The sequence below is a fragment of the Acinetobacter sp. ANC 4178 genome (assembly GCF_004331175.1).
Taxonomy (GTDB): Bacteria; Pseudomonadota; Gammaproteobacteria; order Pseudomonadales; family Moraxellaceae; genus Acinetobacter.
The window spans coordinates 370,302-394,560 of record NZ_SJOD01000002.1 but is presented as its reverse complement, the minus strand read 5'-3'; the positions used below and the strand labels follow the sequence as shown (position 1 = coordinate 394,560).

General features: G+C 42.5%; 22 protein-coding genes. 15 read left to right on the top strand and 7 right to left on the bottom strand.

The window, feature by feature from the left end; genetic code table 11:
• Positions 1-2 precede the first annotated feature (2 nt).
• From E0H87_RS06160 to E0H87_RS06140, 5 genes are all read left to right on the top strand, one after another.
• Positions 3-800 (top strand): 2-keto-4-pentenoate hydratase, encoded by a 798-nt coding sequence (locus tag E0H87_RS06160; RefSeq protein WP_131322792.1) that lies wholly within the window; start codon positions 3-5, stop codon positions 798-800.
• Between the two features lie 25 nt (positions 801-825).
• Positions 826-1,722 (top strand): acetaldehyde dehydrogenase (acetylating), encoded by an 897-nt coding sequence (locus tag E0H87_RS06155; RefSeq protein WP_131322791.1) that lies wholly within the window; start codon positions 826-828, stop codon positions 1,720-1,722.
• A 10-nt stretch (positions 1,723-1,732) separates the two neighbouring features.
• Positions 1,733-2,752 carry a 4-hydroxy-2-oxovalerate aldolase gene (gene dmpG / locus E0H87_RS06150; protein ID WP_131322790.1) on the top strand — a complete coding sequence of 340 codons (1,020 nt, stop codon included), beginning with the start codon at positions 1,733-1,735 and terminating at the stop codon, positions 2,750-2,752.
• A gap of 743 nt (positions 2,753-3,495) precedes the next feature.
• Positions 3,496-4,734, top strand: a complete 1,239-nt coding sequence (locus E0H87_RS06145; RefSeq protein ID WP_131322789.1) for an OprD family outer membrane porin — start codon at positions 3,496-3,498, stop codon at positions 4,732-4,734.
• A gap of 282 nt (positions 4,735-5,016) precedes the next feature.
• The gene (locus E0H87_RS06140) at positions 5,017-5,877 is read left to right on the top strand and encodes an alpha/beta fold hydrolase (protein WP_131322788.1); all 861 of its coding nucleotides are present in this window, start codon (positions 5,017-5,019) and stop codon (positions 5,875-5,877) included.
• 72 nt (positions 5,878-5,949) lie between these two features.
• On the opposite strand, the gene E0H87_RS06135 is transcribed toward E0H87_RS06140, so the two are convergent.
• The gene (locus E0H87_RS06135) at positions 5,950-6,627 is read right to left on the bottom strand and encodes a DUF1345 domain-containing protein (protein WP_131322787.1); all 678 of its coding nucleotides are present in this window, start codon (positions 6,625-6,627) and stop codon (positions 5,950-5,952) included.
• Positions 6,628-6,910: 283 nt separating this feature from the next.
• Positions 6,911-7,810 (bottom strand): DNA-binding transcriptional regulator HcaR, encoded by a 900-nt coding sequence (gene hcaR / locus E0H87_RS06130; RefSeq protein ID WP_131322786.1) that lies wholly within the window; start codon positions 7,808-7,810, stop codon positions 6,911-6,913.
• Between the two features lie 282 nt (positions 7,811-8,092).
• Here hcaR and hcaE point away from each other — a divergent pair, with 282 nt between their 5' ends.
• The 7 genes from hcaE (at position 8,093) to E0H87_RS06095 (ending at position 14,939) form a co-directional block, all read left to right on the top strand.
• A complete protein-coding gene (gene hcaE / locus E0H87_RS06125; protein ID WP_131322785.1) occupies positions 8,093-9,460 on the top strand; it encodes a 3-phenylpropionate/cinnamic acid dioxygenase subunit alpha in 1,368 nt (455 codons plus the stop codon).
• A complete protein-coding gene (hcaF, locus tag E0H87_RS06120) occupies positions 9,457-9,975 on the top strand; it encodes a 3-phenylpropionate/cinnamic acid dioxygenase subunit beta (RefSeq protein WP_131322784.1) in 519 nt (172 codons plus the stop codon). Before hcaE ends, hcaF begins: the two co-directional genes overlap by 4 nt.
• Positions 9,975-10,301, top strand: a complete 327-nt coding sequence (gene hcaC, locus E0H87_RS06115; RefSeq protein ID WP_016168313.1) for a 3-phenylpropionate/cinnamic acid dioxygenase ferredoxin subunit — start codon at positions 9,975-9,977, stop codon at positions 10,299-10,301. The genes hcaF and hcaC overlap by 1 nt, the downstream gene beginning before the upstream one ends.
• A 2-nt stretch (positions 10,302-10,303) precedes the next feature.
• On the top strand, positions 10,304-11,119 hold the full coding sequence (hcaB, locus tag E0H87_RS06110; RefSeq protein WP_016168312.1) for a 3-phenylpropionate-dihydrodiol/cinnamic acid-dihydrodiol dehydrogenase: 816 nt from the start codon (positions 10,304-10,306) through the stop codon (positions 11,117-11,119).
• Between the two features lie 324 nt (positions 11,120-11,443).
• The gene (locus E0H87_RS06105) at positions 11,444-12,409 is read left to right on the top strand and encodes a 3-carboxyethylcatechol 2,3-dioxygenase (protein ID WP_131322783.1); all 966 of its coding nucleotides are present in this window, start codon (positions 11,444-11,446) and stop codon (positions 12,407-12,409) included.
• Between the two features lie 5 nt (positions 12,410-12,414).
• Positions 12,415-13,653 (top strand): 3-phenylpropionate/cinnamic acid dioxygenase ferredoxin--NAD(+) reductase subunit, encoded by a 1,239-nt coding sequence (hcaD, locus tag E0H87_RS06100; protein ID WP_131322782.1) that lies wholly within the window; start codon positions 12,415-12,417, stop codon positions 13,651-13,653.
• A 236-nt stretch (positions 13,654-13,889) separates the two neighbouring features.
• Positions 13,890-14,939 (top strand): MBL fold metallo-hydrolase, encoded by a 1,050-nt coding sequence (locus tag E0H87_RS06095; RefSeq protein ID WP_131322781.1) that lies wholly within the window; start codon positions 13,890-13,892, stop codon positions 14,937-14,939.
• 24 nt (positions 14,940-14,963) lie between these two features.
• On the opposite strand, the gene E0H87_RS06090 is transcribed toward E0H87_RS06095, so the two are convergent.
• Together E0H87_RS06090 and E0H87_RS06085 are read right to left on the bottom strand one after the other, a co-directional pair.
• On the bottom strand, positions 14,964-15,356 hold the full coding sequence (locus E0H87_RS06090) for a DoxX-like family protein (protein WP_227547315.1): 393 nt from the start codon (positions 15,354-15,356) through the stop codon (positions 14,964-14,966).
• Positions 15,334-15,789, bottom strand: coding sequence for a thiol-disulfide oxidoreductase DCC family protein (locus E0H87_RS06085; protein ID WP_131322780.1), 456 nt, complete (start codon positions 15,787-15,789; stop codon positions 15,334-15,336). The genes E0H87_RS06090 and E0H87_RS06085 overlap by 23 nt, the downstream gene beginning before the upstream one ends.
• A gap of 313 nt (positions 15,790-16,102) precedes the next feature.
• On the opposite strand from E0H87_RS06085, the gene katG reads away from it, so the two are divergent.
• Complete coding sequence (katG, locus tag E0H87_RS06080; RefSeq protein ID WP_131322779.1) at positions 16,103-18,292, top strand: catalase/peroxidase HPI; 2,190 nt, start codon at positions 16,103-16,105, stop codon at positions 18,290-18,292.
• A 202-nt stretch (positions 18,293-18,494) separates the two neighbouring features.
• Positions 18,495-19,418, top strand: coding sequence for a LysR family transcriptional regulator (locus tag E0H87_RS06075; RefSeq protein ID WP_131322778.1), 924 nt, complete (start codon positions 18,495-18,497; stop codon positions 19,416-19,418).
• Here E0H87_RS06075 and E0H87_RS06070 read toward each other — a convergent pair.
• Together E0H87_RS06070 and E0H87_RS06065 are read right to left on the bottom strand one after the other, a co-directional pair.
• The gene (locus E0H87_RS06070; protein ID WP_131322777.1) at positions 19,368-19,976 is read right to left on the bottom strand and encodes a LysE family translocator; all 609 of its coding nucleotides are present in this window, start codon (positions 19,974-19,976) and stop codon (positions 19,368-19,370) included. The two genes, E0H87_RS06075 and E0H87_RS06070, sit on opposite strands and share 51 nt — an antisense overlap.
• A gap of 287 nt (positions 19,977-20,263) precedes the next feature.
• On the bottom strand, positions 20,264-20,884 hold the full coding sequence (locus tag E0H87_RS06065; protein WP_131322776.1) for a TetR/AcrR family transcriptional regulator: 621 nt from the start codon (positions 20,882-20,884) through the stop codon (positions 20,264-20,266).
• Between the two features lie 79 nt (positions 20,885-20,963).
• On the opposite strand from E0H87_RS06065, the gene E0H87_RS06060 reads away from it, so the two are divergent.
• The gene (locus E0H87_RS06060; RefSeq protein ID WP_131322775.1) at positions 20,964-22,616 is read left to right on the top strand and encodes an acyl-CoA dehydrogenase family protein; all 1,653 of its coding nucleotides are present in this window, start codon (positions 20,964-20,966) and stop codon (positions 22,614-22,616) included.
• Between the two features lie 327 nt (positions 22,617-22,943).
• Here the strand turns inward: E0H87_RS06060 and E0H87_RS06055 are convergent, their stop codons facing one another.
• Entirely contained in the window at positions 22,944-23,930 is a 987-nt protein-coding gene (locus tag E0H87_RS06055) for an MDR family NADP-dependent oxidoreductase (RefSeq protein WP_131322774.1), read from the bottom strand.
• Between the last annotated feature and the right edge of the window lie 329 nt (positions 23,931-24,259).

Sequence of the window (24,259 nt, the reverse complement as noted above, 5' to 3'; positions counted from 1 at the left end):
AGATGTCGAACTCTGCTGTTGTTGAATCCGTTGCGCAGGCTTTACGTAACGCTGAGCTTACACAAACTGCGATTGCACCCATTCGCCCACAACTGGGCGCGGAACAAGCAGACGTCGATATTGCGTATGCGGTTCAGGAAGTGAATACCCAACGTGCCTTGAAAGAAGGGCGCCGCTTAGTGGGGCGTAAAATTGGCCTCACCTCTAAAGTGGTCCAAGCTCAATTGGGCGTGGATCAACCTGATTTTGGCATGTTGTTTGCCGACATGGCTTATGGCGATGGTGAGGCTATTCCAGCAGGGTTATTGATTCAACCTAAAGTTGAAGCTGAAATTGCGCTGATTATTAACAAAGATTTAACCCAAGAAAAACATAGCTATGCGGACATTATCAGCGCTACAGCTTATGCCTTGCCTGCCATAGAAGTGGTGGATAGCCGTATTGAAAACTGGAAAATTTCACTGATTGATACCGTGGCGGACAATGCGTCTTCTGCTGCTTTTGTGTTGGGTTCACGCCCAGTGAAATTAGATCAGCTTGATTTGGCTAATTGCAAAATGACCATGACCCGCGGTGATGAAGTGGTTTCACAAGGCATCGGTAAAGCCTGTTTAGCCAATCCTTTAAATGCCGCAGTTTGGCTTGCCGATGAAATGGTACGTCGTGGTCGTCCACTGTTGGCTGGTGACATTATTTTAACGGGTGCTTTGGGCCCAATGGTGATTGCAAACCCGGGTGACGAATTCAAAGTTGAAATTGAAGGCTTTGGTTCAGTGGTCGCTGCGTTTGCTGTGGAATAAATTGAAATTTTGAGAGAGTAGATGCATGAAAAAGATTAAATGTGCATTAATCGGTCCGGGAAATATTGGGACTGATTTGCTATATAAGTTACAGCGCAGCGAGTTTTTGGAACCTGTCTGGATGGTGGGGATTGACCCAACTTCAGAAGGTTTGACCCGCGCAGCGAGTATGGGCTTAAAAACTACAGCTGAGGGTGTAGATGGCCTACTGCCACATGTGCTTGCGGATGAAATTCAAATTGCCTTTGATGCGACCTCGGCTTATGTGCATGCAGAAAACAGCCGCAAGTTGAATGAGTTGGGTGTGCAGATGATTGATCTGACGCCTGCTGCGATTGGTCCATTCTCTGTGCCGCCTGTCAACCTTCAAGAGCTCTTGGATGCAGGTGAGTTACCGAATGTGAACATGGTGACCTGTGGTGGACAAGCGACCATTCCGATGGTGGCTGCCATTTCTCGCGTACAAGCGGTGAGTTATGGTGAAATTATTGCAACCGTTTCAACCAAGTCGGTTGGTCCAGGCACGCGTAAAAACATTGATGAATTTACCCGTACTACGGCTGGCGCAATTGAAAAAGTCGGCGGTGCAAAACAAGGCAAAGCCATCATCATTATTAACCCAGCCGAACCACCATTGATGATGCGTGATACGGTGCATTGCTTGGTCGAAGGTGAACCTGATCAAGCAGCAATTACGGCTTCTGTTCAAGCCATGATTGCCGAAGTTCAGAAATATGTACCAGGCTATAAACTGGTGAATGGCCCAGTATTTGATGGCAACCGCGTGTCGATATATCTTGAAGTAGAAGGCTTGGGTGATTTCTTGCCAAAATATGCAGGGAATTTGGACATTATGACTGCGGCAGCTGCGCGTACTGCGGAAATGTTTGCGGAACGTTTATTGGCTACGGCTGAAGTATAAGGAGCAACCCATGTCTAAGATTATTGTGCATGATATGACTTTACGTGATGGTATGCACCCACAGCGCCATCAAACCACTGTTGAGCAAATGATTGCAATTTCGACTGCATTGGATGATGCAGGTGTACCGCTGATTGAAGTGACGCATGGTGACGGCTTGGGCGGTTCATCAGTGAATTATGGTTTCGCTGCGGCAACCGATGAAGAGTATTTGTCAGCGGTTGTCCCACGCATGAAAAACGCCAAAGTTTCGGCATTATTGTTGCCGGGAATTGGTACAGTTGATCATTTAAAAATGGCACATGAAATTGGCGTTTCGACCATCCGTGTGGCCACCCACTGTACCGAAGCGGATTGCTCAGAACAGCATATTACTGCGGCACGTCAGCTGGGTATGGATACCGTTGGTTTCTTGATGTTGGCACATATGGCATCGCCTGCTCAATTGCTTGAAGAAGCGAAAAAGATGGTGTCCTATGGTGCAAACTGTATTTATGTGACTGATTCTGCGGGTTATATGCTACCGCAAGATGTGACGGACCGCGTGGGTTTACTCCGTCAAGAGTTGGACAGCAGTATTGAACTGGGTTTCCATGGTCACCATAACTTGGGTATGGGCGTGGCAAATACAGTAGCCGCGGTTGATGCTGGTGCAATTCGTGTCGACTTGGCATCTGCGGGTTTAGGTGCAGGTGCAGGCAATACACCACTGGAATTGTTCATTGCAGTTGCCAACCGTATGGGCTTAGAAACAGGTGTGGATCTGTTTAAAGTCCAGGACGTGGCAGAAGATTTGGTCATTCCAATGATGCTGAATCCAATTCGTGCTGACCGTGATGCTGCAACTTTAGGTTATGCAGGTGTCTATTCATCATTCTTACTCTTCGCAAAACGTGCGGAAGCGAAATATGGTGTGTCTGCACGTGAAATCTTGTTGGAATTAGGTCGTCGTGGGACGGTTGGTGGTCAGGAAGATATGATTGAAGATTTGGCTTTGACCATGTCGAAAGCGAAGGTAGCTTTGGTTTAATTTATTAATATGTATTTGAAAGGCGTCCTTTGGGACGCTTTTTTGTTTTTGGCATTTAGAAATTATTCGGGGGGAATGTCATCAGCAACCTGCGTGATATTTGAAATAGACTGTTTTTGCAATAGCAGTATTTAAATGTATCTGGTGAACAGGTTTTGCTGATGACAAATGTTTTTGGTTCTTTTGGCATAACAAAAGAACGAAATGAGCTCCGAAAAATGGATTTAAAGCAGTAAGACTCCGTAGTGAATAGCTTAAGAAGAAGGCAGTTTTTTAAATCTAGTTATTATTACAACGTGATTTTTTATTTTATATCGCATTTAATAAATTAGACTTTTCTTGTTTTTGATTACGTATTCTTCTAGTTTTAAAGCGATTTAACCTCATTATGCACATATAGAAAATTTCTGTGATATGAGCGCTTTTTCTTATAAATCTACGCCGCTATGGAAAAGTGAGCTTGAACTACTTAAACAAAAAAACGCTTAATTATTAAAATTATTCAGAAAAGAAAGAGGTTTCAAACGAACAAGCTTATAGAAGCTCAATCTTTCAGCACGAGCTGCAAAATGGTGTTTAACATGAGTTATTGTAATTTTATCTAAATGAAAAAAGTGAGAGGACTCCCTTCGCATTTATAGTGGGTGAAGTCGCATTTTCTTAAGACTGTGGTCGGATTTTTTCTCTTCGATGAGTTCCGCATGATGGCGTCATAGCTTAACGTGATCATTGGAATGAATATCATGCATCGTCAAACTTTATGGACAGCCATCTGTGTTGCAATTGCAGCATTAGGTACAACTGCAACGAATGCAGAATTTATCGACGATAGCCAAGTCCAGTTAAAATTCAGAAATTTCTACTTAGACCGCCAGTATGAAACTGTGCCACAAAACAACTGGGGTAGTTGGTCGCAGGCCATCACCTTAGATGCCAAATCAGGATATGCCGAATTAGGTGGTTTGCAATTGGGCGCCGATCTTTTGGTGCAACATGCATTTCGTCTAAATGGCCGTGACAAAAATGCCGATTGGGTACTTCCACATAATGGACAGGAACAAGCCAGCAATTTCGGCAAAGTCGGTGCGACTTTAAAAGCCAAAGTGTCACAAACAGAATTGAAAGTGGGTGAGTTATTGCCTGTTTCTCCAGTTTTAGTCTTTGATCCATCGCGTCAGTTATTGACCACGTATAGCGGGGCATGGTTGGAGTCTAAAGAGCTGAAGGATACCAAACTGAGTTTGGCGTATATTGATGGGATTAATGCACGTTATGACAATCAGTTTCAGGACTTAAGTTTATTTCCGAACAATAACCCAAATACGGCCAAAGCCGCGGACGGGATGTATATCGCGGGGATTGATCATCAGTTTAATCCTGCGATTGGAGCAAGCTATTGGTATGCCGATGTCAAAGACATTTATCAGCAGCATTATGCAGGTATCAATTACAACACCACGCTGGGTTCGAAGACTAAGCTAATCAGCCATGTTCGTTATTTTGATAACTCAGCGTCAGGCGATAAATTGTATGGTGAGATTGATAACCAAGCCTTGTCGATGGGGGCGAAATTCAATCATGGTGCACATACGCTTGGTCTGGGCTATCAACAAATGTTTGGGGAAAATAATTTCCCAACATTGGCAGGTTGGGTGCCACAACCTTATTTGGTGAATTGGTCTGTTGCAACCTTTACCAATGCCAAAGAGAAATCTTGGAATATCTCCTATGGCTATGACTTTGCCGAATTGGGGCTAAAAGGCTTGAATGCCAATGCGATTTACTTTGCAGGCTTTGATGCCAAAGCGGGCGGAAAAACGAATCAGGACGAACAAGAGCTGAACTTGATTGTGAATTACACTGTACCTGAAGGCAAATTCAAAGGTTTGGGCGTTCAGGCGATGTATATCGATACCGATTATGACTGGAAAAGCGACCTGAAAGAGTACCGTATCGCGACCACTTATAGCTATAAATTCTAAGTTTAAAACTGCCATCGAGCGATTTGGTCACACATCGCTCTTTATTGTTTCAGTGGAGTGTCAATGGTTTATTGTGAGCTAGTGATTCATTTTTAAGTAAAAATATTGTTTAAAAACACAATGTTAAATAATCGTTTTTTTATAGTATGTGATCGAAAACAAGTATCAGTACAAGGCTTTTGAACAGGTAAGATGGAGCAGTAAAAACCTGTCGAAATGAATGAATTGACCTGTCCTGAACACAGAACATCAGACAGGTCTTAGGCTGTACGAGGAGTATGTATGAGCACGGTCCAAATCCCCAATTACACCACCGACCCATTCTTTGGCTTGGAAGATAAATGGATTGAAACGGCTGAAGGTGAGTTAACCCATTACCATGAAGTGGGTCAAGGAACGCCAATTTTATTTTTACACGGTTCAGGTACAGGTGTATCGGCAGCGGCAAACTGGTGGTTGAACTTACCACAAATTGCTGAACAAGCCCGTTGTATCGCGATTGACTCGATTGGCTATGGTCAGACCGTTGTGGCAGATGGTACGGCCTATGGTATTCGTGCATGGGTAGATCATGCAGTCCGTACATTGGATGCTTTAGGCATTGAAAAAACTTGGTTGGTGGGTAACTCATTGGGTGGTTGGTTAGCTTTCCAAATGGTGCTCGATTACCCTGAACGTGTGTTGGGCATTGTGTCGATGGGTACAGGCGGTGCGAAGCAAACTGCTGCACTAAAAGCCCATGCCAACCCAGTGTTAACCGAAGAAGGCATTAAAAACACCTTGTCGATGTTTGTGGTCGATAAAAGCTTAATTACCGATGAATTGGTGAAAGTTCGTTATGAAGCGGCAAAAAATGATTATGCTTCAGACCGTTTAATGGATGTGGTCGGTGCACGTGACCGTGATCGCTTCGAGTTCCCGCTCGATTTTGACAAGATGAAAGACATTCAAGTGCCTGTACTGCTGATTCATGGGGTTCAGGATGTGGTGATTCCTGTATCTCGCACATGGGATATTCTGAATACAGTTCCATTTGCCGATGCACATATTTTTAGTCAGTGTGGACATTGGTCACAAGTGGAAAAAGCCGAAGAATTTAATACAGTGATTAAAGATTATTTGACAGCACGTGGTGTCAAATAATCTCTTGAACAAGATAGGGGATGGTTAAGCCATCCCTTTTTATGCCTGAAATTTCATCGTGGTCAAGCAAATTTACAGCGTGATAAAACCCGCCGCGACATTAATGCTAATCGCTAAAATGGACGTGTTAAACCCATAAGCCAGAATAATATGCACAATATTGAGAATGCGCATGGAGCGCGAAGTAATTGAAACATCTGCCGTTTGCGCCGAGGTGCCAATCACATAACTAAAGTATAAGAAGTCAGGGTAGGTTGGCTGTGCAGTTTTTGGGAAATCTAAGCCCGCATCCTGTTGGTCTGCGAGGGCGAGATAATAGTCATGCGCATAATGAATGGCAAACACAGTATGCATAAAAAACCATGCACTAATAATGGTCAGCAAAGACAGAGCCAAGTGCCCATATTTAATGATTGGATCGTTGGGGAGATGGGTCAGTTCCAATACAATGGCAATCAAACACATTCCCAAGGTCATGATCACTAGCAATAGAATGATCCATTTACTGGCATCTTGTTGTTGTGCATGTTGCAGAATGTGCCGATGGTCAACCGACCACAAGGTGGTCATGGTTTTGAGTAAATAATTCGACAAGGCAATATTCCAACTAATCAATAAATTGGTCGACCAAGACCAATCAGTAAACGTATTCAGCAGAGCATAAAAAACAGCCGTGACCAAAAAACTAATAAAAAAGAAGGGACGAAATTGCATGGCCGTTTTTAAACGCTGCAAAGTGGGGATCGGCATGATTTTCTCCTTCTCTATTATATTTTTTCGTGTGGCTAAAGTACCCAGATTTGTTTGAAAATAAGTCCAAGTTTAGACTTAAGTTGTAGGTAAAACTTGACACAATGTCTACTCTTTATGCGCCTATGCTCGCTTAAAAAGCAGACAAAATGGAAAGTACGAGCTCATCAATCGCGGATAAATGAGAAATACGCTTGGCAGTACGGAGCATTTCAGCATAAAAAGACACCTCGCTATTTATTTAGAAAATAGTGATGTGCCGAATGGGATGATTGATGTGGATTTATTCGCGGTTAATATCCAAATAAAATACTCGTGTCAGCAGTTCTAGAAATTTATTCACGGCCAGTGAGCTGTTGTTTTTACGATAACTCACATACAAATCTAAATAGGGGAGTTCGACTTCAAGTGGACGAATCACCGTGTTGTTCATGGTCAAGGGGGCAACATAGCCTGGTAAAATGGTGCAACCGAGGCCCATACCAATCGAGTTGATATTAAACAGAATATTGTCGGCTTTTTGCACAATATTGAATTCAATACTATTGGCTTTGGCAAATTCCAAAATGGTCTGGTGCAAGGTCTGTGATTGCTCGACTGCGGGAATAATGAAATCAATGCCATTTAAAGCTTTAACAGGAATACGCTCATATTTTGCCAAAGGATGGTCTTTCGGTAGCAAGAAAATCAGTGGTTCACGTAAGACAAACTGACTTTCAATTTCATCATTATGAAAATTATGTCGGGTAAAGGTAATGTCCAATTCACCTTTTTTCAGCAAGCGCATTTGCTCGGTATTGTTCATACTGAGCAATTCAATTTTTAAGTCTGGGTTTTGTACCCGCAAATTAGGCAGCACATAAGGAAAGATTTTCATTTCCGCCACAGGCACAAAACCAATGCGCAGCATCTGCTGTTTGGCTTGTGCCACTTGACGTGCCATAGCGACTGCTTTGTCTGCTTGAGCCAGTGTCAGGCGTGCCTGTTCCAGAAAAACCGCCCCTTCTTCCGTGAGTTCCACTTTTCGCTTGGTTCGATACAGTAACTGCACACCCACATCTTCTTCAAGGTCTTTGATTTGCTGACTTAAAGAGGGTTGAGCGGTGTAAAGTTTTAATGCGGCTTTGCTAAAGTTCAGTTCTTCAGCAACAGTAATGAAATAGCGAAGGTGTCTAAGTTCCATATAAATAACCCACTGAGTAATCCAAAAAATGTCTTACCACGACTACGGCAAAGTATAATCGATAAACAACTATGCCGTGAAGATGATTCAAGTATTTAGAAAATAAATGGTCTTGAGTCGAGTCCCGAGATTTTAATATAAGAAATAGCTTTTCTAATAATTGCTAAAACGTATTAATTGAAACAAAAAAAATATTTCCCTAAAAGCGTCTAAAAAATCATGATGCCTGAAAAGTTGAGTCTATTTACGTTGTGCCGTGTATTGGTCGCAGGAGAGCTTTTCATGAGTGGAAAAATTGATGTGCGTGAAATCGACGCTTTGGTCGATGCACAAAATGGACGTATCTCGCCATCTATCTATACCGATCCAGATTTATACGAATTAGAACTGGAACGTGTGTTTGGGCGTACATGGTTATTCCTATGTCATGAAAGCCAAATTCCAAAGGCAGGTGATTTTTTTAATACCTACATGGGTGAAGACCCGATTATTGTAGTTCGTCAAAAAGATGGCTCAATCAAGGCACTTTTAAACCAGTGCCGTCACCGTTCTATGCGGGTTAGCTTTGCCGATTGTGGCAACACCCGTGCCTTTACCTGTCCATATCATGGCTGGTCTTATGGGGTTGATGGTTCACTCAAGGATATTCCTTTAGAAGATCGTGCTTTTCCACAAGGTGCCTGTAAAGAAAAATGGGGCTTGATTGAAGTTAACCGTGTCGAAAGCTACAAAGGCTTAATTTTCGGTTGTTGGGATGAATCTACACCTGATCTGATTGAATACATGGGCGACATTGCTTGGTATTTAGATGGAGTGGTGGATCGTCGTCCGGGTGGCACGGAAATTATTGGTGGAGTACATAAGTGGGAAATCGAGTGTAACTGGAAATTTGCTGCGGAACAGTTTGCATCGGACCAGTACCATGCATTGTTTTCACATGCCTCTGCCATTCAAGTTTTGGGTGCAAAACCTGATGATGACTCATCTAAAAAACTCGGTGCTGCACAAACTGCACGTCCAGTTTGGGAAACTGCTAAAGATGCCATTCAGTACGGTTCACGTGGTCATGGTTCAGGCTTCTTCTTTACAGAAAAGCCCGATGCAAACGTCTGGGTGGATGGTGAAGTAGCAAACTATTTCCGTGAAACCTTTGAGGACGTTAAAGAGCGTTTGGGTGAAGTCCGTGCACTACGTCTTGCGGGGCATAACACTATGTTCCCGACCATGTCGTGGTTAAACGGGACGGCAACGCTGCGGGTATGGCATCCGCGCGGTCCAAATAAAACTGAAGTCTGGGCATTCTGTATTGCCGATGCCGAAGCTTCTCAAGAAGTGAAAGAAGCCTTTGAGCGTTCTGCAACGCGTGCTTTTGGACCTGCGGGTTTCCTTGAGCAAGATGACTCGGAAAACTGGATTGAAATCCAAAAAGTACTTCGTGGTTATAAAGCACGGAACAACCCGTTGATCATGGAAATGGGCTTAGGCAATGAAAAAGTCCGTGAAGACGGCATTCCGGGCATCACCAACTACATTTTCTCTGAAACAGCAGCACGTGCAATGTACCGTCGTTGGGCAGATTTGTTGATTCATGAAACATGGGAAGAAGTCGAAAAAGCCGCGGATGCTTATGAGCAGGAGTTGATGAAATGAGTCAGATCAGCTTAGAACTGCAACATCAGATCACTCAGTTCCTTTACCGTGAAGCAAAATTGCTCGACGACTGGAAATTTCGTGAGTGGTTGGATGTCTTGGCAGATGATATTGCCTATACCCTACGCACCACACCGAATGCGCAAACTCGTGACCGTCGTCGATCGGTTGAGCCACCAACGACGTGGGTATTTAACGATACTAAAGACTTGTTAGAACGTCGTGTCGCGCGTTTAGAAACAGGGATGGCATGGGCTGAAGAACCTCCATCACGCACCACGCATATGGTCTCTAACATCATGGTTGAAGCGACTGAAGTCGAAGGTGAGTATGACGTTTACGTGACGTATTTACTCTACCGTACCCAGAAAGAAAAAGATGTCACCATCTACTGCGGTAAGCGTCATGACAAGATTCGCAAAGTGGATACCGAGCAAGGTTTCCAGATTTTCAACCGCAAAATCACTTTAGACCAAGTGACGTATAACTCCCATAACCTGAGTGTGTTCTTCTAATGAATAAGATTTTTGTGTGCCAAATCGATGAATTAGATGAAGGCGAAGCATTGAAAGTGGACTGCGGTGTGAACGGTATCGAAGCACTGGCTGTATTCAACAATGGTGGTGAGTTCTTTGCCATGAATGACCGTTGTTCACATGGCAATGCCTCCATGTCAGAAGGCTATTTGGAAGAGGATGGCACGGTGGAATGCCCATTACATTCTGCTCGTTTCTGTCTAAAAACAGGTCAGGCTTTATGCCTACCTGCGACCGATCCTATTCAGACTTTTCCTGTGATTGTGGAAGATGGACAATTGTTTGTTGAAATGACAGGGGTATAAGCATGGGCTGGCTACAAGGTGAAGTTGCCCTGATTACGGGAGGCGGTTCTGGTCTGGGTTGGGCTTTGGTTGAGCGCTTTTTAGCAGAAGGTGCTCAAGTGGCTGTGCTACAGCGTTCACAAGCCAAAGTCGAGGCATTACAGGCACATTTTGGTGATCGCATTCTTGCCATTGCGGGTGATGTGGCTTGTTATGAAGACAATGTCCGGGCCGTGAATGCCACGCTTGAGCGTTTTGGTAAACTGGACTGTTTTGTCGGTAATGCAGGTATTTGGGATCATTATGCCGATATCGTCAATACTTCGGGTGAGCAGTTAGACAAAGCCTTTGATGAAATTATGGGCATTAACACCAAGTCCCTCATCTTGGGTGCAAAAGCTGCACTGGATGCATTGATAGCTTCTGAAGGGTCTATCATATTTACTTTGTCTAATTCAGCCTTGTACTCAGCAGGCGGAGGCCCCGTATATACAGCCTCTAAGCATGCAGGTGTAGGTGTGATGAAAGAATTGGCCTATGAACTTGCGCCTAAAGTACGAGTGAATGCGGTGGCGCCGTCAGGTATGAATGTCAATATCAAAGGGGCGGCATCTTTAGGTCAAGAAAACTTGGGGCTACTCGATGCACGAGACCCTGAAAAAATTGCTCGTGGTATGCCACTGAATTTCTTACCTGAACCTGAAGAGATGACGGGTTCATACGTTTTATTGGCATCGCGTCAGAACAACCGTCCACTGACAGGTGTTTTGATCAATGCCGAATGTGGTTTAGGCATCCGTGGTTTACGCCAACCTCGTGCAGGGTTCTTTGATGAGTGATTTGGGTATGGTGCCTTATTTTTGATTAGCCCAGATTTAAATTAAATGAAGCACAGCCACAAATAAATGCGAAAGTTTAGATGGTTTTTCGCAGGCATTTCCTTACTTTTGACGGATCAAAAGTAACAAAAATCCATTGTTGGGTGAGAGGTTCATCCCTGAAACCTCCACCCAACGGCGACATCCATGTCGCCAACCGTGATAGTGAATAGCATCGTGAATTCTATATTTCATTTGAAACCACTCACAATGATTTAAGCCATTTGCTAAAGACTTTACTGGGCAGCTGTCTTTTTAGTAGATATTTTTATTTTGGAGTCACACATGGCCGTTAAACTCATTTGTGCATCGCACAGTCCCTTAATGGAATTTGCTTCACCGCAAGAACAGCGTAAAGAACAGATTGTACGTGATACTTTTGCCCAACTTTCAGCAGAAGTCAAAGCGTATGACCCAACCCTCATTATTACCTTTGGTCCAGACCATTTTAATGGTTTTTTCTATGATTTGATGCCAAGTTTTTGTGTGGGTATTCGTGCAACTGCGGCAGGTGATTGGGACTATGGCAAAGACAACGACAAAATTAATGTCCCTGAAGACACTGCGATTGCTTTGGTGCGTCGTGTACTCGATGAAGGTGTCGATGTTGCCTATTCCTACCGAATGCAAGCCGACCATGGCGTGACGCAACCACTACATTTTCTGTGTGGTGGACAGCTAGACCGTTATCCCACCATTCCGATTTTTATTAATGGCGCAGCGGCACCGATGCCCACCACCAAGCGAACGATTGCTTTGGGACGTGCCGTTGGACAGTTTATCCAGTCCTTAAATCTTGAAAATGAACGGGTGTTAATTTTAGGAACAGGTGGGCTTTCGCATGATCCTCCGACCCCGCAAATGGGCGCTGTACCGCCAGAAGTTGAAGAGTTTTTGATTTGTGGACGTAACCCATCCGTAGAGTCGCGTAATAATCGTCAAGCCAAAATTATTGCGGTTGGGCAGAAATTGGCTGCGGGGGATCAATCTGTTGCCGTGCCACTCAATCCAGAATGGGATCGTGCATTGCTTGAAACATTTGCCAAAGCAGACTTCGCCACAATTGAAGCCATGACTGAAGCAGACATTCGCCGTGATGGTGGGCGGGGTGGTCAGGAAGTCCGTTCTTGGATGGCGGCATTTGCAGCATTACATGAACTCGGTGAATACGAGATGACCACGCATTGTTATGAAGACATCAGCGAGTGGATTGCGGGCTTTGGTATTGTATCGGCAGAGTTAAAAGGGTGAATCAAATGAGCAATATTGAAACCATTGTCATCGTCGGTGCGGGACAGGCGGGTGCGAGTGCGATTTTAGAACTTCGCGGTAACAAGTATGAGGGCAACATTATCCTGATTGGGGATGAAGTGCATTTGCCTTATGAGCGTCCGCCGTTGTCTAAAGATGTGATTTTAAAGCCAGAAGAAACCAAGGTTGAGATTTTATCTGAAGAGAAATTGACGACTTTAGGTGTCACGCATATCCGTGGTAATGGCGTAATCAAAATTAATCCTGAGGCAAAAACCGTTGAATTGCAAAAGGGAGATGTGATTGCTTATGACAAACTGCTCCTTGCGACTGGCGGTGCAGCACGTCGCCTGCCGAATTTCGATGCTTTAGGTCAACATGTTTATACACTACGTAATCTGGAAGACTCTCAAGCGTTGGTGCCTGTGCTACAAGCTGGACAACGTATTGTACTGATTGGTGGTGGTGTAATTGGTCTTGAGTTAGCTTCCTCTGCACGCTTTAAAGATTGCCAAGTGACCGTGATTGAAATGGGACCTATGGTGATGGGGCGTTCATCTCCGCAGATTTTGAGTGAGTTTTTATTGGCACAGCAACGTCTCGCGGGTGTCGATGTCCGTCTTGCAACGTCAATTACAAACTGTCATCTTGAGCAAAATCAGCAAGGTGACGAAGTTGTGATCACCTTAGAGGGTGGTGAAGAACTGCGTGCAGATGCGGTGATTTATGGTGTAGGGATTGTCCCAAATGCACAGCTTGCAATAGATGCAGGTTTAGCGGTAGAGGGTGCGATTCAGGTCAATCAAAACTGCAAAACTTCACATCCCGATATTTATGCCGCGGGTGATGTCGCGACTCAATTACGTGATGATGGGCAGTATCGCCGTGTGGAAACATGGGAAAATGCCAATTTACAGGCTGGAATTTTTGCGCGTCACGTGATGGGTGTGGAGCATCCAAAACCAAATCCTGCATGGTTTTGGACGGATCAGCTGGATATTAACTATCAGTTTGTTGGTGATATGCAGGCAGTAGAATGGCATGTCCGCGGTGAAATGGATGCCACTTTAGGCTCAGCTTGTTCTTGTGTGCTGTTTGGTGTAACCAATGGCATCATTGTGGGCGGTATTACAGTAAATGCAGCCAAGGAGATGCGTCACTTGAAAAAGTTAATTGCTAAAAGTGCCGCATTTGAAGCAGAAAAGCATTTAGATCTTGGTTTAGATTTACGTAAGATTGCTTAAGATTAGGGTTTACAACCTCGGCAGACAGGGTTGAATTCCAGTCTGCCGCTTTTTTTCATCAAATTTTACTATGACCACGTGCGTTACTCTCTCACCTGACGCCATCGAAGACTAAGGCGTATATTTTACAGTTTGGCTTGAATTACCAAACAGAGTATCTACAATAAGAAACACGCCAATCTCGACATTCATGTTATTGCAGTGAATGTGATATTTCTTATAGATAATGACAGTACATGAAGCAGAACTTAGAACAACCACATTTTCAGATTAAAACCCAAGAGTGTTGGTCACATACTTGGCGTAAACCCGCTTTTCAGTATCTTGAATCTGCCCACTTTAACGGCACGCGTTTTTCCAATCCTCTGCATGCGCCAGAGGGGCGTAGTCATTTTGATTTGTTCAAGTGGTTGTTAAAACGAAAGTCATCGACTTGGGACAAAGAAACCCCATTAGAGGCTGCTTCTGCAACCCCACGAGTATTGCCACAAAGTCGTCCCAATGCAGCACTGAATGATTGGCAAGTCTGGTTTGTGGGGCATGCCACCGTGCTGTTACAAATCGGTCCTTATAATTTTTTAACTGATCCTGTTTGGGCGGAATTTGTCAGTCCGAAACAGGGACGTGGACCGAAACGGTTTTGTCCAGCAGGCATTGCCTTGGAAGAATTACCGACCATTCATGCCGTGTTGCTCAGTCATAATCATTATGATCATATGGATTTGGCAAGCCTGAATTGGTTGCATGACAAGTTCGCCATGCCAATTTACACAGGTTTGGGCAATGGTTGGTATTTACCGAAAAGTATGCATGTGATTGAACTGGACTGGTGGCAATCTGCACAGTTTCATGAACTGGAATTGATTTATACCCCTGCGCAACATGGCTCTGGTCGAGGAATACGTGATCAGAACATGGCGCTTTGGGGTGGTTTTGCAGTTAAACAGGGACGTGAATATAGTTTCTTTGCGGGCGATACAGGCTATTCACCGCATTTTAAGGAAATTCATACTCGTTTGGGGCCTCCACGCATTGCCTTGTTGCCGATTGGTGCTTATGAGCCACGTGAGTTGATGCGTTATATGCATATGAACCCTGAAGATGCTTTTCAGGCCCATAAAGATTTACATGCCAAATGCTCATTGGCCATTCATTACCGTAGTTATCAATTGACCGATGAAGCACGTGAGCAGCCTGAACATGATTTACATGTAGCGATGCGTGGTTCGTCAAAATTAATGAATCCGTTTTATTGCATTCGGGAAGGTAAGCGTTTAATTGTTTAAAGCATCACCCGTGTTTTAAAGTGTTTATTCTTGATCTTTTATGAGGCGAATGGCGGTTAAGGACAAAGCCAGCATCGCAATATTCATCACAAAGGGATTAAAGGCTTGGGTGAAATAGTGTGGGTCGACAATCAAAATTAAAAGGCTTAATCCGAGCATACCGACAATATTGAGATAATGGAGCGCTAAGGTTTTATAACCCGTTAAAAATAATGCTCCGAAGATGATTTCGATTGCCCCAGAACATTGCATAAGGCTAATTGCAGCTCGATCATTAAATCCCTGTAGCATCCAAATGCGGCGTTCATCATCGGCTTGAAATAGAATTTTGGGAATCAGACCTTGATAAATCCACAGTATTGCTAGGCTCATCTGAATGGTTTGAAGCGTCTTTTTATTGAGTCGTTGAGTATCCACGGATGACCTGTTCTAGAAAATGATGCTGATTCTCTTGGTATGGAATGAGGCAATCATCAGTTTTACCAAAAAGGGTATAGCGATTAAGTGCAACCCGACGATAAAGAAAATCTCGAACTGGTCGGGGAATAAGATAACCCGTTTTCATTAGAGAGAAAGGTAGACCGAGCCGAGCCAGAACTTTTAATAAGGCGGTAGATTCGGTAAATAACTCCCCATTTATCATCACAATCATGGTGGTGTAGTGTGTGGTCGACATCCCATAATGTTTAAGAATTTTTTCTCCCACAGGGGACTGAGCTGAAGCAAGTTTGAATTGAGCCTGTGGATCATGTTGAATGAGAAAACGTGCCCAACCATTACAGATGACACAAATTGCATCAAATAAGATGATGTCATACTGTTGAATGATGTGATCGAGATCATTCTGCATTTTTTATGTTCTAAAGTTCTTATCTATTCAAAATAACAGAATTTACTGGTCATATGTAGCTTACATTTTATCCAAAATCATATTGTTTGAAATGCCAAACGGTACGAGTGTTGTGATGCCTGTAGACATCAAATGTGTGTCGATAACCACTTAAAAATCTTTTTTTCTTCAATGCTTATATAGAAGAATTCGATTGTTTTGATTAGTAAATACCGCTTTAGCTTGTCTAGAAAAAAGGCTATGTTGATAGTCGAACACTACTTTTACACGGTTCAATAATAAACATTGAAAGACTTGAGTTTGGAGAGATAACATGGACAATAATTCGCAAGCCTCGTCAGGTAAGTGCCCATTTTCACATGGTGCCAATACCTCTGCTGCCAGCTCAAATACCGATTGGTGGCCAAATTCACTTAATTTAGACATCCTTTCACAACACGATACCAAAACCAATCCGCTCGATCCTGACTTTAATTATGCAGAAGCCTTCAAATCTCTCGATTTAGAAGCCGTTAAACAAGATATCCGCGACCTGATAAACAGTAGCCAAGCTTGGTGGCCATCAGATTATGGCAGCTACATCGGGATGTTTGTGCGTACGGCATGGCATTTGGCGGGTTCATACCGTAAGCAAGATGGTCGTGGTGGTGCCAACACAGGGAATCAGCGTTTTGCTCCACTGAATAGCTGGCCAGATAACGTTAATACCGATAAAGGCCGTCGTTTACTTTGGCCAATTAAGAAAAAATATGGCAACAAACTGTCTTGGGGCGATTTAATTGTCCTTGCAGGAACAGTAGCGTATGACGTTGCAGGTTTAAAGACCTTTGGTTTCGGTGGTGGTCGAGTTGATATTTGGCATCCTGAAAAAGACATTTACTGGGGCGAAGAGCATCAATGGTTGGCACCAACAGCAAACCGCTATGGCAGCGACCAAGACCGCCAATCACTGGAAAATCCTTTGGCTGCAGTGCAAATGGGTTTGATCTATGTAAACCCTGAAGGGGTTGATGGTGTGCAAGATCCCTTGCGTACTGCACAAGACATGCGCGTGACCTTTGACCGTATGGGAATGGACGATGAAGAAACCGTTGCGCTCACAGTCGGTGGTCATACTGTGGGTAAAGCACATGGTAATGGTAAAGCTGAATTACTTGGCAAAGATGTGGAGGGGGCTGATGTCGAATTCCAAGGTTTAGGTTGGCATAACCCAGAAGGTACAGGTAACGGTCCTAATACCATGGTCAGTGGCCTAGAAGGCGCTTGGACCACGCATCCAACCAAATGGGATAATGAATTTCTCTACTTATTGTTAACTTATGATTGGCAAAAAACCACCAGTCCCGCAGGTGCCAAACAATGGGAACCCGTCAATATTAAGGAAGAAGATAAACCTGTTGATGCACACAATCCGAATGTACGCCGTAATCCAATGATGACCGATGCGGATATGGCACTGAAAATGGATCCTGAGTACCGCAAAATTTCAGAGCGTTTTTATCAAGATCCTGCTTATTTGGCTGAAGTTTTTGCCCGTGCTTGGTACAAGTTAACGCACCGTGATATGGGACCAAAATCTCGCTATTTGGGTGCAGATGTGCCCGAAGAAGATTTAATTTGGCAAGACCCAATACCGACAGTGGATTACACGTTGTCTGAAGCAGAAATTGATGAGCTGAAAGTAAAATTGCTGAATAGTGGTTTATCTAGTAGTGATCTCATTACCACTGCTTGGGATAGCGCAAGAACTTATCGTGGTTCAGACTTCCGTGGTGGTGCCAATGGTGCTCGTATCCGTTTGTCGCCACAAAAAGACTGGATAGGCAACGAGCCTGAGCGTTTGCAACGAGTGCTCGCAAAGCTCGAAGAAATTCAGGCAGGGTTAGCGAAGAAAGTGAGTATAGCTGACCTGATTGTATTGGGAGGTACGGCTGCGGTAGAAAAAGCAGCGCAAGCCGCAGGTGTGAATGCGAAAGTGCCATTTACGCCTGGGCGTGGTGATGCTTTACAGGAACAAACCGACGAATATTCTTTTGCCGACTTGGAACCCATCCATGATGGTTACCGTAACTGGTTAAAACAAGATTACGCGGTGCAACCTGAAGAAATGCTGTTAGATCGTACCCAATTAATGGGTCTAACCGCGCCTGAAATGACGGTATTAATTGGTGGTATGCGTGTGCTCGATACCAACTACGGCGGTGCGAAAGAAGGCGTATTGACTGACCGTGTTGGCGTGCTCAGCAATGATTTCTTTGTGAATTTAACCGACATGAACAATACATGGAAACCTGCGGGTAAAAACCGTTACGAAATTGCTGACCGTGCGACGGGTACAGTGAAATGGACGGCAACCCGTGTGGATTTGGTGTTTGGTTCAAACTCAATTTTACGTTCTTATGCTGAGGTGTATGCGCAGGATGACAACAAAGAGAAATTTGTCCATGACTTTATTGCCGCTTGGAATAAAGTGATGAATGCTGACCGTTTTGATGTGAAGTAAATTTCGTGAAATAGTTTTCGCAAAATTAAAACCGCTCGTAAGAGCGGTTTTTTATGGAATGATGCCTTTTCATTTAAACTTAAATGAGTTGTACAAATAATGCTTTTTACACCTTAAGATATTTGAATATCTAGGTTATGAATTACCTTTCCTAGACGGTGTATTATGTTAATTTTAGATTTTATTTAATATATGGTATGAAATGATTGAAGATATTAGATACTTAATAGTTTTTGCCAAAATTGCTGAAATAGGCTCTATTAGCAAAGGGGCTAAAGCGATTGGCTTATCTAGTGCAACCGCTAGTCAACACCTTACAAAATTAGAAAAAAATTTAGGGTGTGCTCTGTTTTATAGAAATACTAGAAAAATAACTCTCACTCATGATGGAGAAAAGCTTTTAGAAACCGCTAAATCCATATTGGAAACGTATGAGCAAGGTATTAACGATTTAAGAAAAAGTTCAATCATCGGAAATAAGAAATTAAATATCTCAATTCCTGCTATTTTTATCCATGGGGAATTTATGAATCATGTTACTGATTTCATAAAGGATTTTCCTGATTTAATATTAAATATTACTTGTGATGATGAAAAAAATGACATTGTTTTTGAAAATATAGATGTAGCTTTTAGAATAGGAGAGCCTTTGGATAGCTCTCTAAAAGCGAAGTATTTATTTGATCTACCAAGAAGTATTGTTGCGACAAAAAACTTTCTTAAGACCTACGGTGAACCGAAAATACCATATGACTTAGAAGCAATGAAATGGATTGGTCTAAGTATGCGTCCACATTCAAGAATATTGAAAAACAACAAGAATGATGAAGAAATAAAAATTTCATATAATCCAAATATTTGTGTAAATAATGTAGAAGCTTCTTATCAGCTAGCAAAACTTGATGCTGGTTTGGCTGCTCCTCCTGATTATTTAATTCAAAATGACATTATTAAGGGGGATATTGTAAAAGTTTTACCTCAATGGGAACTACAACCTTTAAACGTATATGCAATTTGGCCAGCCAATTTACCCATTAATAGTATTGCCTATTCGTTAATTAATAAAATTTATAGCTCATTTAACAGTGAAAATATTAAATATCATATATATAGAAATGAAGATTAAAGAAAAGCCCATCAATCTATTGAACAATAAAATACGCTTACTATTACTCAATGCAATAGATAGTTTTTCACCTAAAGCTCCCCATATAGCTAAAGATAAATAACAAATTAGAAAGTAAATACAGATAAATACTATAAGCGGAGTGTTGGTATTCTGTGCTGAAAATAAAGCAGTACCTGAAGCACATGCAATCCATGCTTTAGGATTTAACCACTGCAATAAGAATCCATCGATGAAATTGGGTATAGAGCTATTATGATTGACTTCAATTTCTGGTTTAGATGATAGTATTTTATAGCCTATATAAATAATAAAAAAAGCGCCTAAAAACTCTAATAACTTAAAGATGATAGGATAAGTATTTATAATTTTAGAAAATCCGAATCCTACGGATATTAAAAGCAATACGAACCCAATAGTTGCTCCTGATATAAAAGGAAAAGTTTTAATAAAACCATGATTTAAACTTGTTGACAGTATGGTTATATTCACAGGACCAGGCGAAATAGACATACTTAGAGAGAACACGAACATGCTTAAAATTATTGCTAATGACATTTTTACGATCAATTTATAAATATCTATGTAGCTCAAGGTTACTATCATAAGACATATAGAATTAGCCTGTTTTTATCAAAAACAGTTTTAGAAATTTCCGCTATTTAATATCATAGATATGATGTAAAGTTAAATTTATTTTTTACTTAAATATTAAATACTTAGCTGTTTATTTGTTGCTAAAGAATACACGAAAAGCCAATTTTGAAACAAGCCGGATTTTTTGAAAGTAGTTCAGTTCTATTTTGCCAATTCAAGATGGTTACTTCGCTTATAAAAAATTGTTTTTATTCAAGCTTAAACTTTCCCAAACTTTGGTTAATGTCCTTTTCAAGTTGATCCCACTCCCCAAACTCAGGCTCAACCAACAAGCTCTGCGACACAAAGCCATAACAGACCCGTTGCACATTTAAACTGATGTGCTGGAGTTGTTCCGTATCTTCAAAAAAGGGAACAAGGATGCTATGCCACATTTCCAGCATCATGGCATAACTCTTACGGTAACTTTCAATGTTTGATACCTGTCGTTCTAGTAAAAAAGTCTGCGCCCAGACAAACTGCTGAGCCTGAATTTGTGCAATTTGAAAATGAATAATTTGCTGTAAATAGTCCACAAAACTTAATTTTGTGGATAACTCCATCAGACTTTGTGCATAACTTTTAAGTAGTTCAGCATTGCTTTTCACATGTTGATGAATAGTCAATGCAATCAAATCTTCCTTCTTAGAAAAGTACTCATAAAAAGTCCCTAAACCGACACCTGCTACATCTGTGATTTCCCGAATGGTAATTTTATCGGCTGATCGCTCATGCAAAAGCCGAACAAAACTTTCTTGTAAGGCTTCTTGGGTGAGCTTGGCTCTGAATTGGCGCGGTCTACGACGTACTTGGACTTCAGGATTTTTCATGGCACAAAGCTGAACATATCAAGATGAATTTTTCTCTATACTGAAATGAAAAGCGAACTAGAACAAGAGCAAAGTAGAAATGATCAATGCATGGACAACCCATCAAATTAGCAATCAATTTGATGAAAAACAGGACTATAACCTATTTAGCACCGATCAAGTGCTACAAGAAATTTTGACTCGATATGGCAGCCAAGATCAGCTCGCGTTAACAGCGCTAGGGCAAGCCGCAGGTTCGGCAGAATATTACCAATATGCAGATCAAGCCAATCGGCATGTCCCCATCTTACATGCCTTCGATGCGCGTGGCCGCCGTAAAGACTTTATCGAGTTCCATCCTGCATGGCATCAGTGGATGCAATTGAATCGCAAGCATGCGGTACATGCCTATCCTTTTATTGCACAACACACACCATCGGCTTGGGTGGATTGGGCGGCACGTTTTTATTTGAGTGGGCAAGTTGAATGTGGCAGCCTCTGCCCAACCGCGATGACGCTCGGTAGTATTCCATTGCTGCAATCTGAACCCGCATTATGGGAAAAAATTGGCACTAAGTTGCTATCGACTGAATACGATGAACGTGATCTACCAATTGCACAGAAAAAATCAATTTGGCTCGGTATGGGCATGACCGAAAAACAAGGAGGATCGGATGTACGCGCGAATCAAACCTTAGCGAAACCTGTTGCAGCTGCGGGGCGAGGGCAAGCCTATTTGCTGACTGGTCATAAGTGGTTTTTTTCTGCGCCGATGTGTGATGCACATTTGGTGGTAGCACAAACTGAACAAGATGGTTTGGCATGTTTCTTTGTACCGCGTTGGCTAGAAGATGGCAGTAAAAATGCGGTACAGGTACAACGCCTGAAAGAAAAAGTGGGTAATCGCAGTAACTCTAGCTCTGAGGTTGAATTTAAAGATGCATGGGGCATCATGATTGGTGAAGTTGGACGCGGTATTCCTACCATTATTGAAATGGCGAACTACACTCGACTCACCTGTTCGGTAGGCAGTAGTGCCATGTTAAGACAGGCTTTAGTGCAATGTCTTGCTTATACCCGACAGCGTAAAGCTTTTGGTAAAACTTTAGCAGAACAACCGTTGATGCAAGCCGTTTTGGTGGATTTGGCTTTAGAAACCGAAGCCGCAGTACAACTCAGTTTCCATTTGGCACATTGCTATGCGCAGGAAGATGCTTTATCTGTGGCATGGAAACGGGTGATGACCCCAGCTGCAAAGTTCTGGATTTGTAAGCGTGCTGTGGAACTCACAGGGGAAATGATGGAAGTCTTTGGTGGCAACGGCTATGTCGATGCAGGCATTATGGCGCGCATTTTCAAAGAAGCACCTGTGAATACCATTTGGGAAGGTTCAGGCAATGTGATGTGCTTAGATGTACTCCGTGCGATTCAACGCGATCCAGAATCCATGCAGGTGTTATTGCAGTCTTTTGCAGATGCCGCCAAGCAACAGCCCTTATTACAAGCAGAACGGCAACAATTGCTACAGTTATTTCAGCAAGCACCTGAGCAACTTCAGTTTATGGCCAGAAGTTTAGTCAGTCGGTTGGTGATTTTGGCGCAAGCCAGTTTATTGCAGCAGTATGCTCCTGCATTTATTGCAGATGCATTTATTCAATCGCGCTATCAGGCATTTCATGGTCGTGTTGTGGGGATGCTTGAAGTAAAACAGTTGGATGTTGAGAAAATATTGGCTCGGGTTTTAGCGCTGTAAAATACTGGTTTTTGGGGGAAATACGAAAATATTGAATGTTTTTTAATCAGACGTGTAAGCTAAAGCGTACAATGAATGATGGACTTTGCGTATAGGCAACTTTTTTCAAATCACCTATCATGCATTTCATTCAGGAACAGGATGTTCCAGAACATTCAAGGATTGAAATGTTCTAAAGCAAGGATCGTTTTGGTGCAACAGGAAGTTATACCGAGCAACGAATATGGAAAAGGCCCGACAGGATGTTGGGCTTTTTTTATTTGTGATGTAGTATCTTTTTCAGCAACCAAGCCGTTTAAATCCGAAGCGTAGCAAATTCATATAGAGCTAAAACTTTACAATCAATGTTCCCATTGCCTCTTCATTAAAATAATGAATTAAAGCTTCGGGCAAATGGTCAAAGCCCTCAACCAGATGCACCTGATAAGTAATTTTCCCTTGCGTTAAATATTCTGCCATCACTCGATTTGATTCATGCATAAACTCTAAATAAGGACTGAGCATTGTGCCGTGTATGCTTAAGTAGCGATGCTGAATGTCCTTTAAATTTGATGAATAGTCAGACGTGGGATGCAGTGTGAATTGCTTATCTAAGATGATGACACGTCCAAATGGATTCATGTGCGGATAAATTAGCTGTTGCAGCGGCTCATCTTTATTATCAAAAAAGATGTCGATACCGTCTGGTGCCGCAATGTTGAATTGGGTGGCAGCATGTGCGTTGCCCATATGAATGGCTGCATCAAAACCCAATTCATTCACTAAGCGTTGGCATTTTTTATTGGAGTCTGAACAGCCAATAACCCTCAAACCTTTAGCTTTTGCGAGTTGCCCCAGTAAGGAACCCAGTGTGCTCGCTGCATTGGCAATCAGGAGCGTTTCCCCAGCTTTTGGTTGGGCGAGTTTGATTAACCCAATATATGCTGTAAGACCTGTAAAATAGAATAAAGAAAGTACGGCTTCCGCAGATAGGCTCGAATCAATAATATACATTTCAGAATGCCCTAAAACATATTCATTCCAACCTGTAATCCCCATCACCTTTACCCCTACGGGAAATTGAGGATTAAGAGACTCAATGACCTCACCAACACCATAAGATTGAACAATTTCACTATTTTGTGTCGGACTTAAGCTATTGTCATGTCTTTGTTGTAACCAATACGGCATAACAGGGTCTAAGCATATATGCGTTTGCTTAACCAGAAATTCACCCACAGTTAAAATGGGCAGAGGTAGGGGAACCAGATCAAATATATCCATACTCAATTTTCCTTGTGGATATTTAGACAACCTACACGCTTGATTTCTCATGATTGTCATCCTTTTTCAGTTGCTTTTTTATCATTGATATTGCACTGATCAAGCTAAAGTGTTGCGTGAAGAAATACCGTTTAATCGTTATTTGTTTACACTTGTGTAGATGATTTTACTGTTCTTTATATCGTTCTTCTTATGCGCTAGATAATGTGTTTTGCTGTTCGTCTTCTCCTGAAGAGCTCGGCTATTGAGGCTGTATCATTCCAGATACTGAACGGCATGGTTCACTGATGTATGAATAAATGAGAAGTATCAGCCTGCCACAAGGGTGGTCTGGTTTTACAGTGAAACGAATGCGATAAAATGATTGTAAAATGTACAGC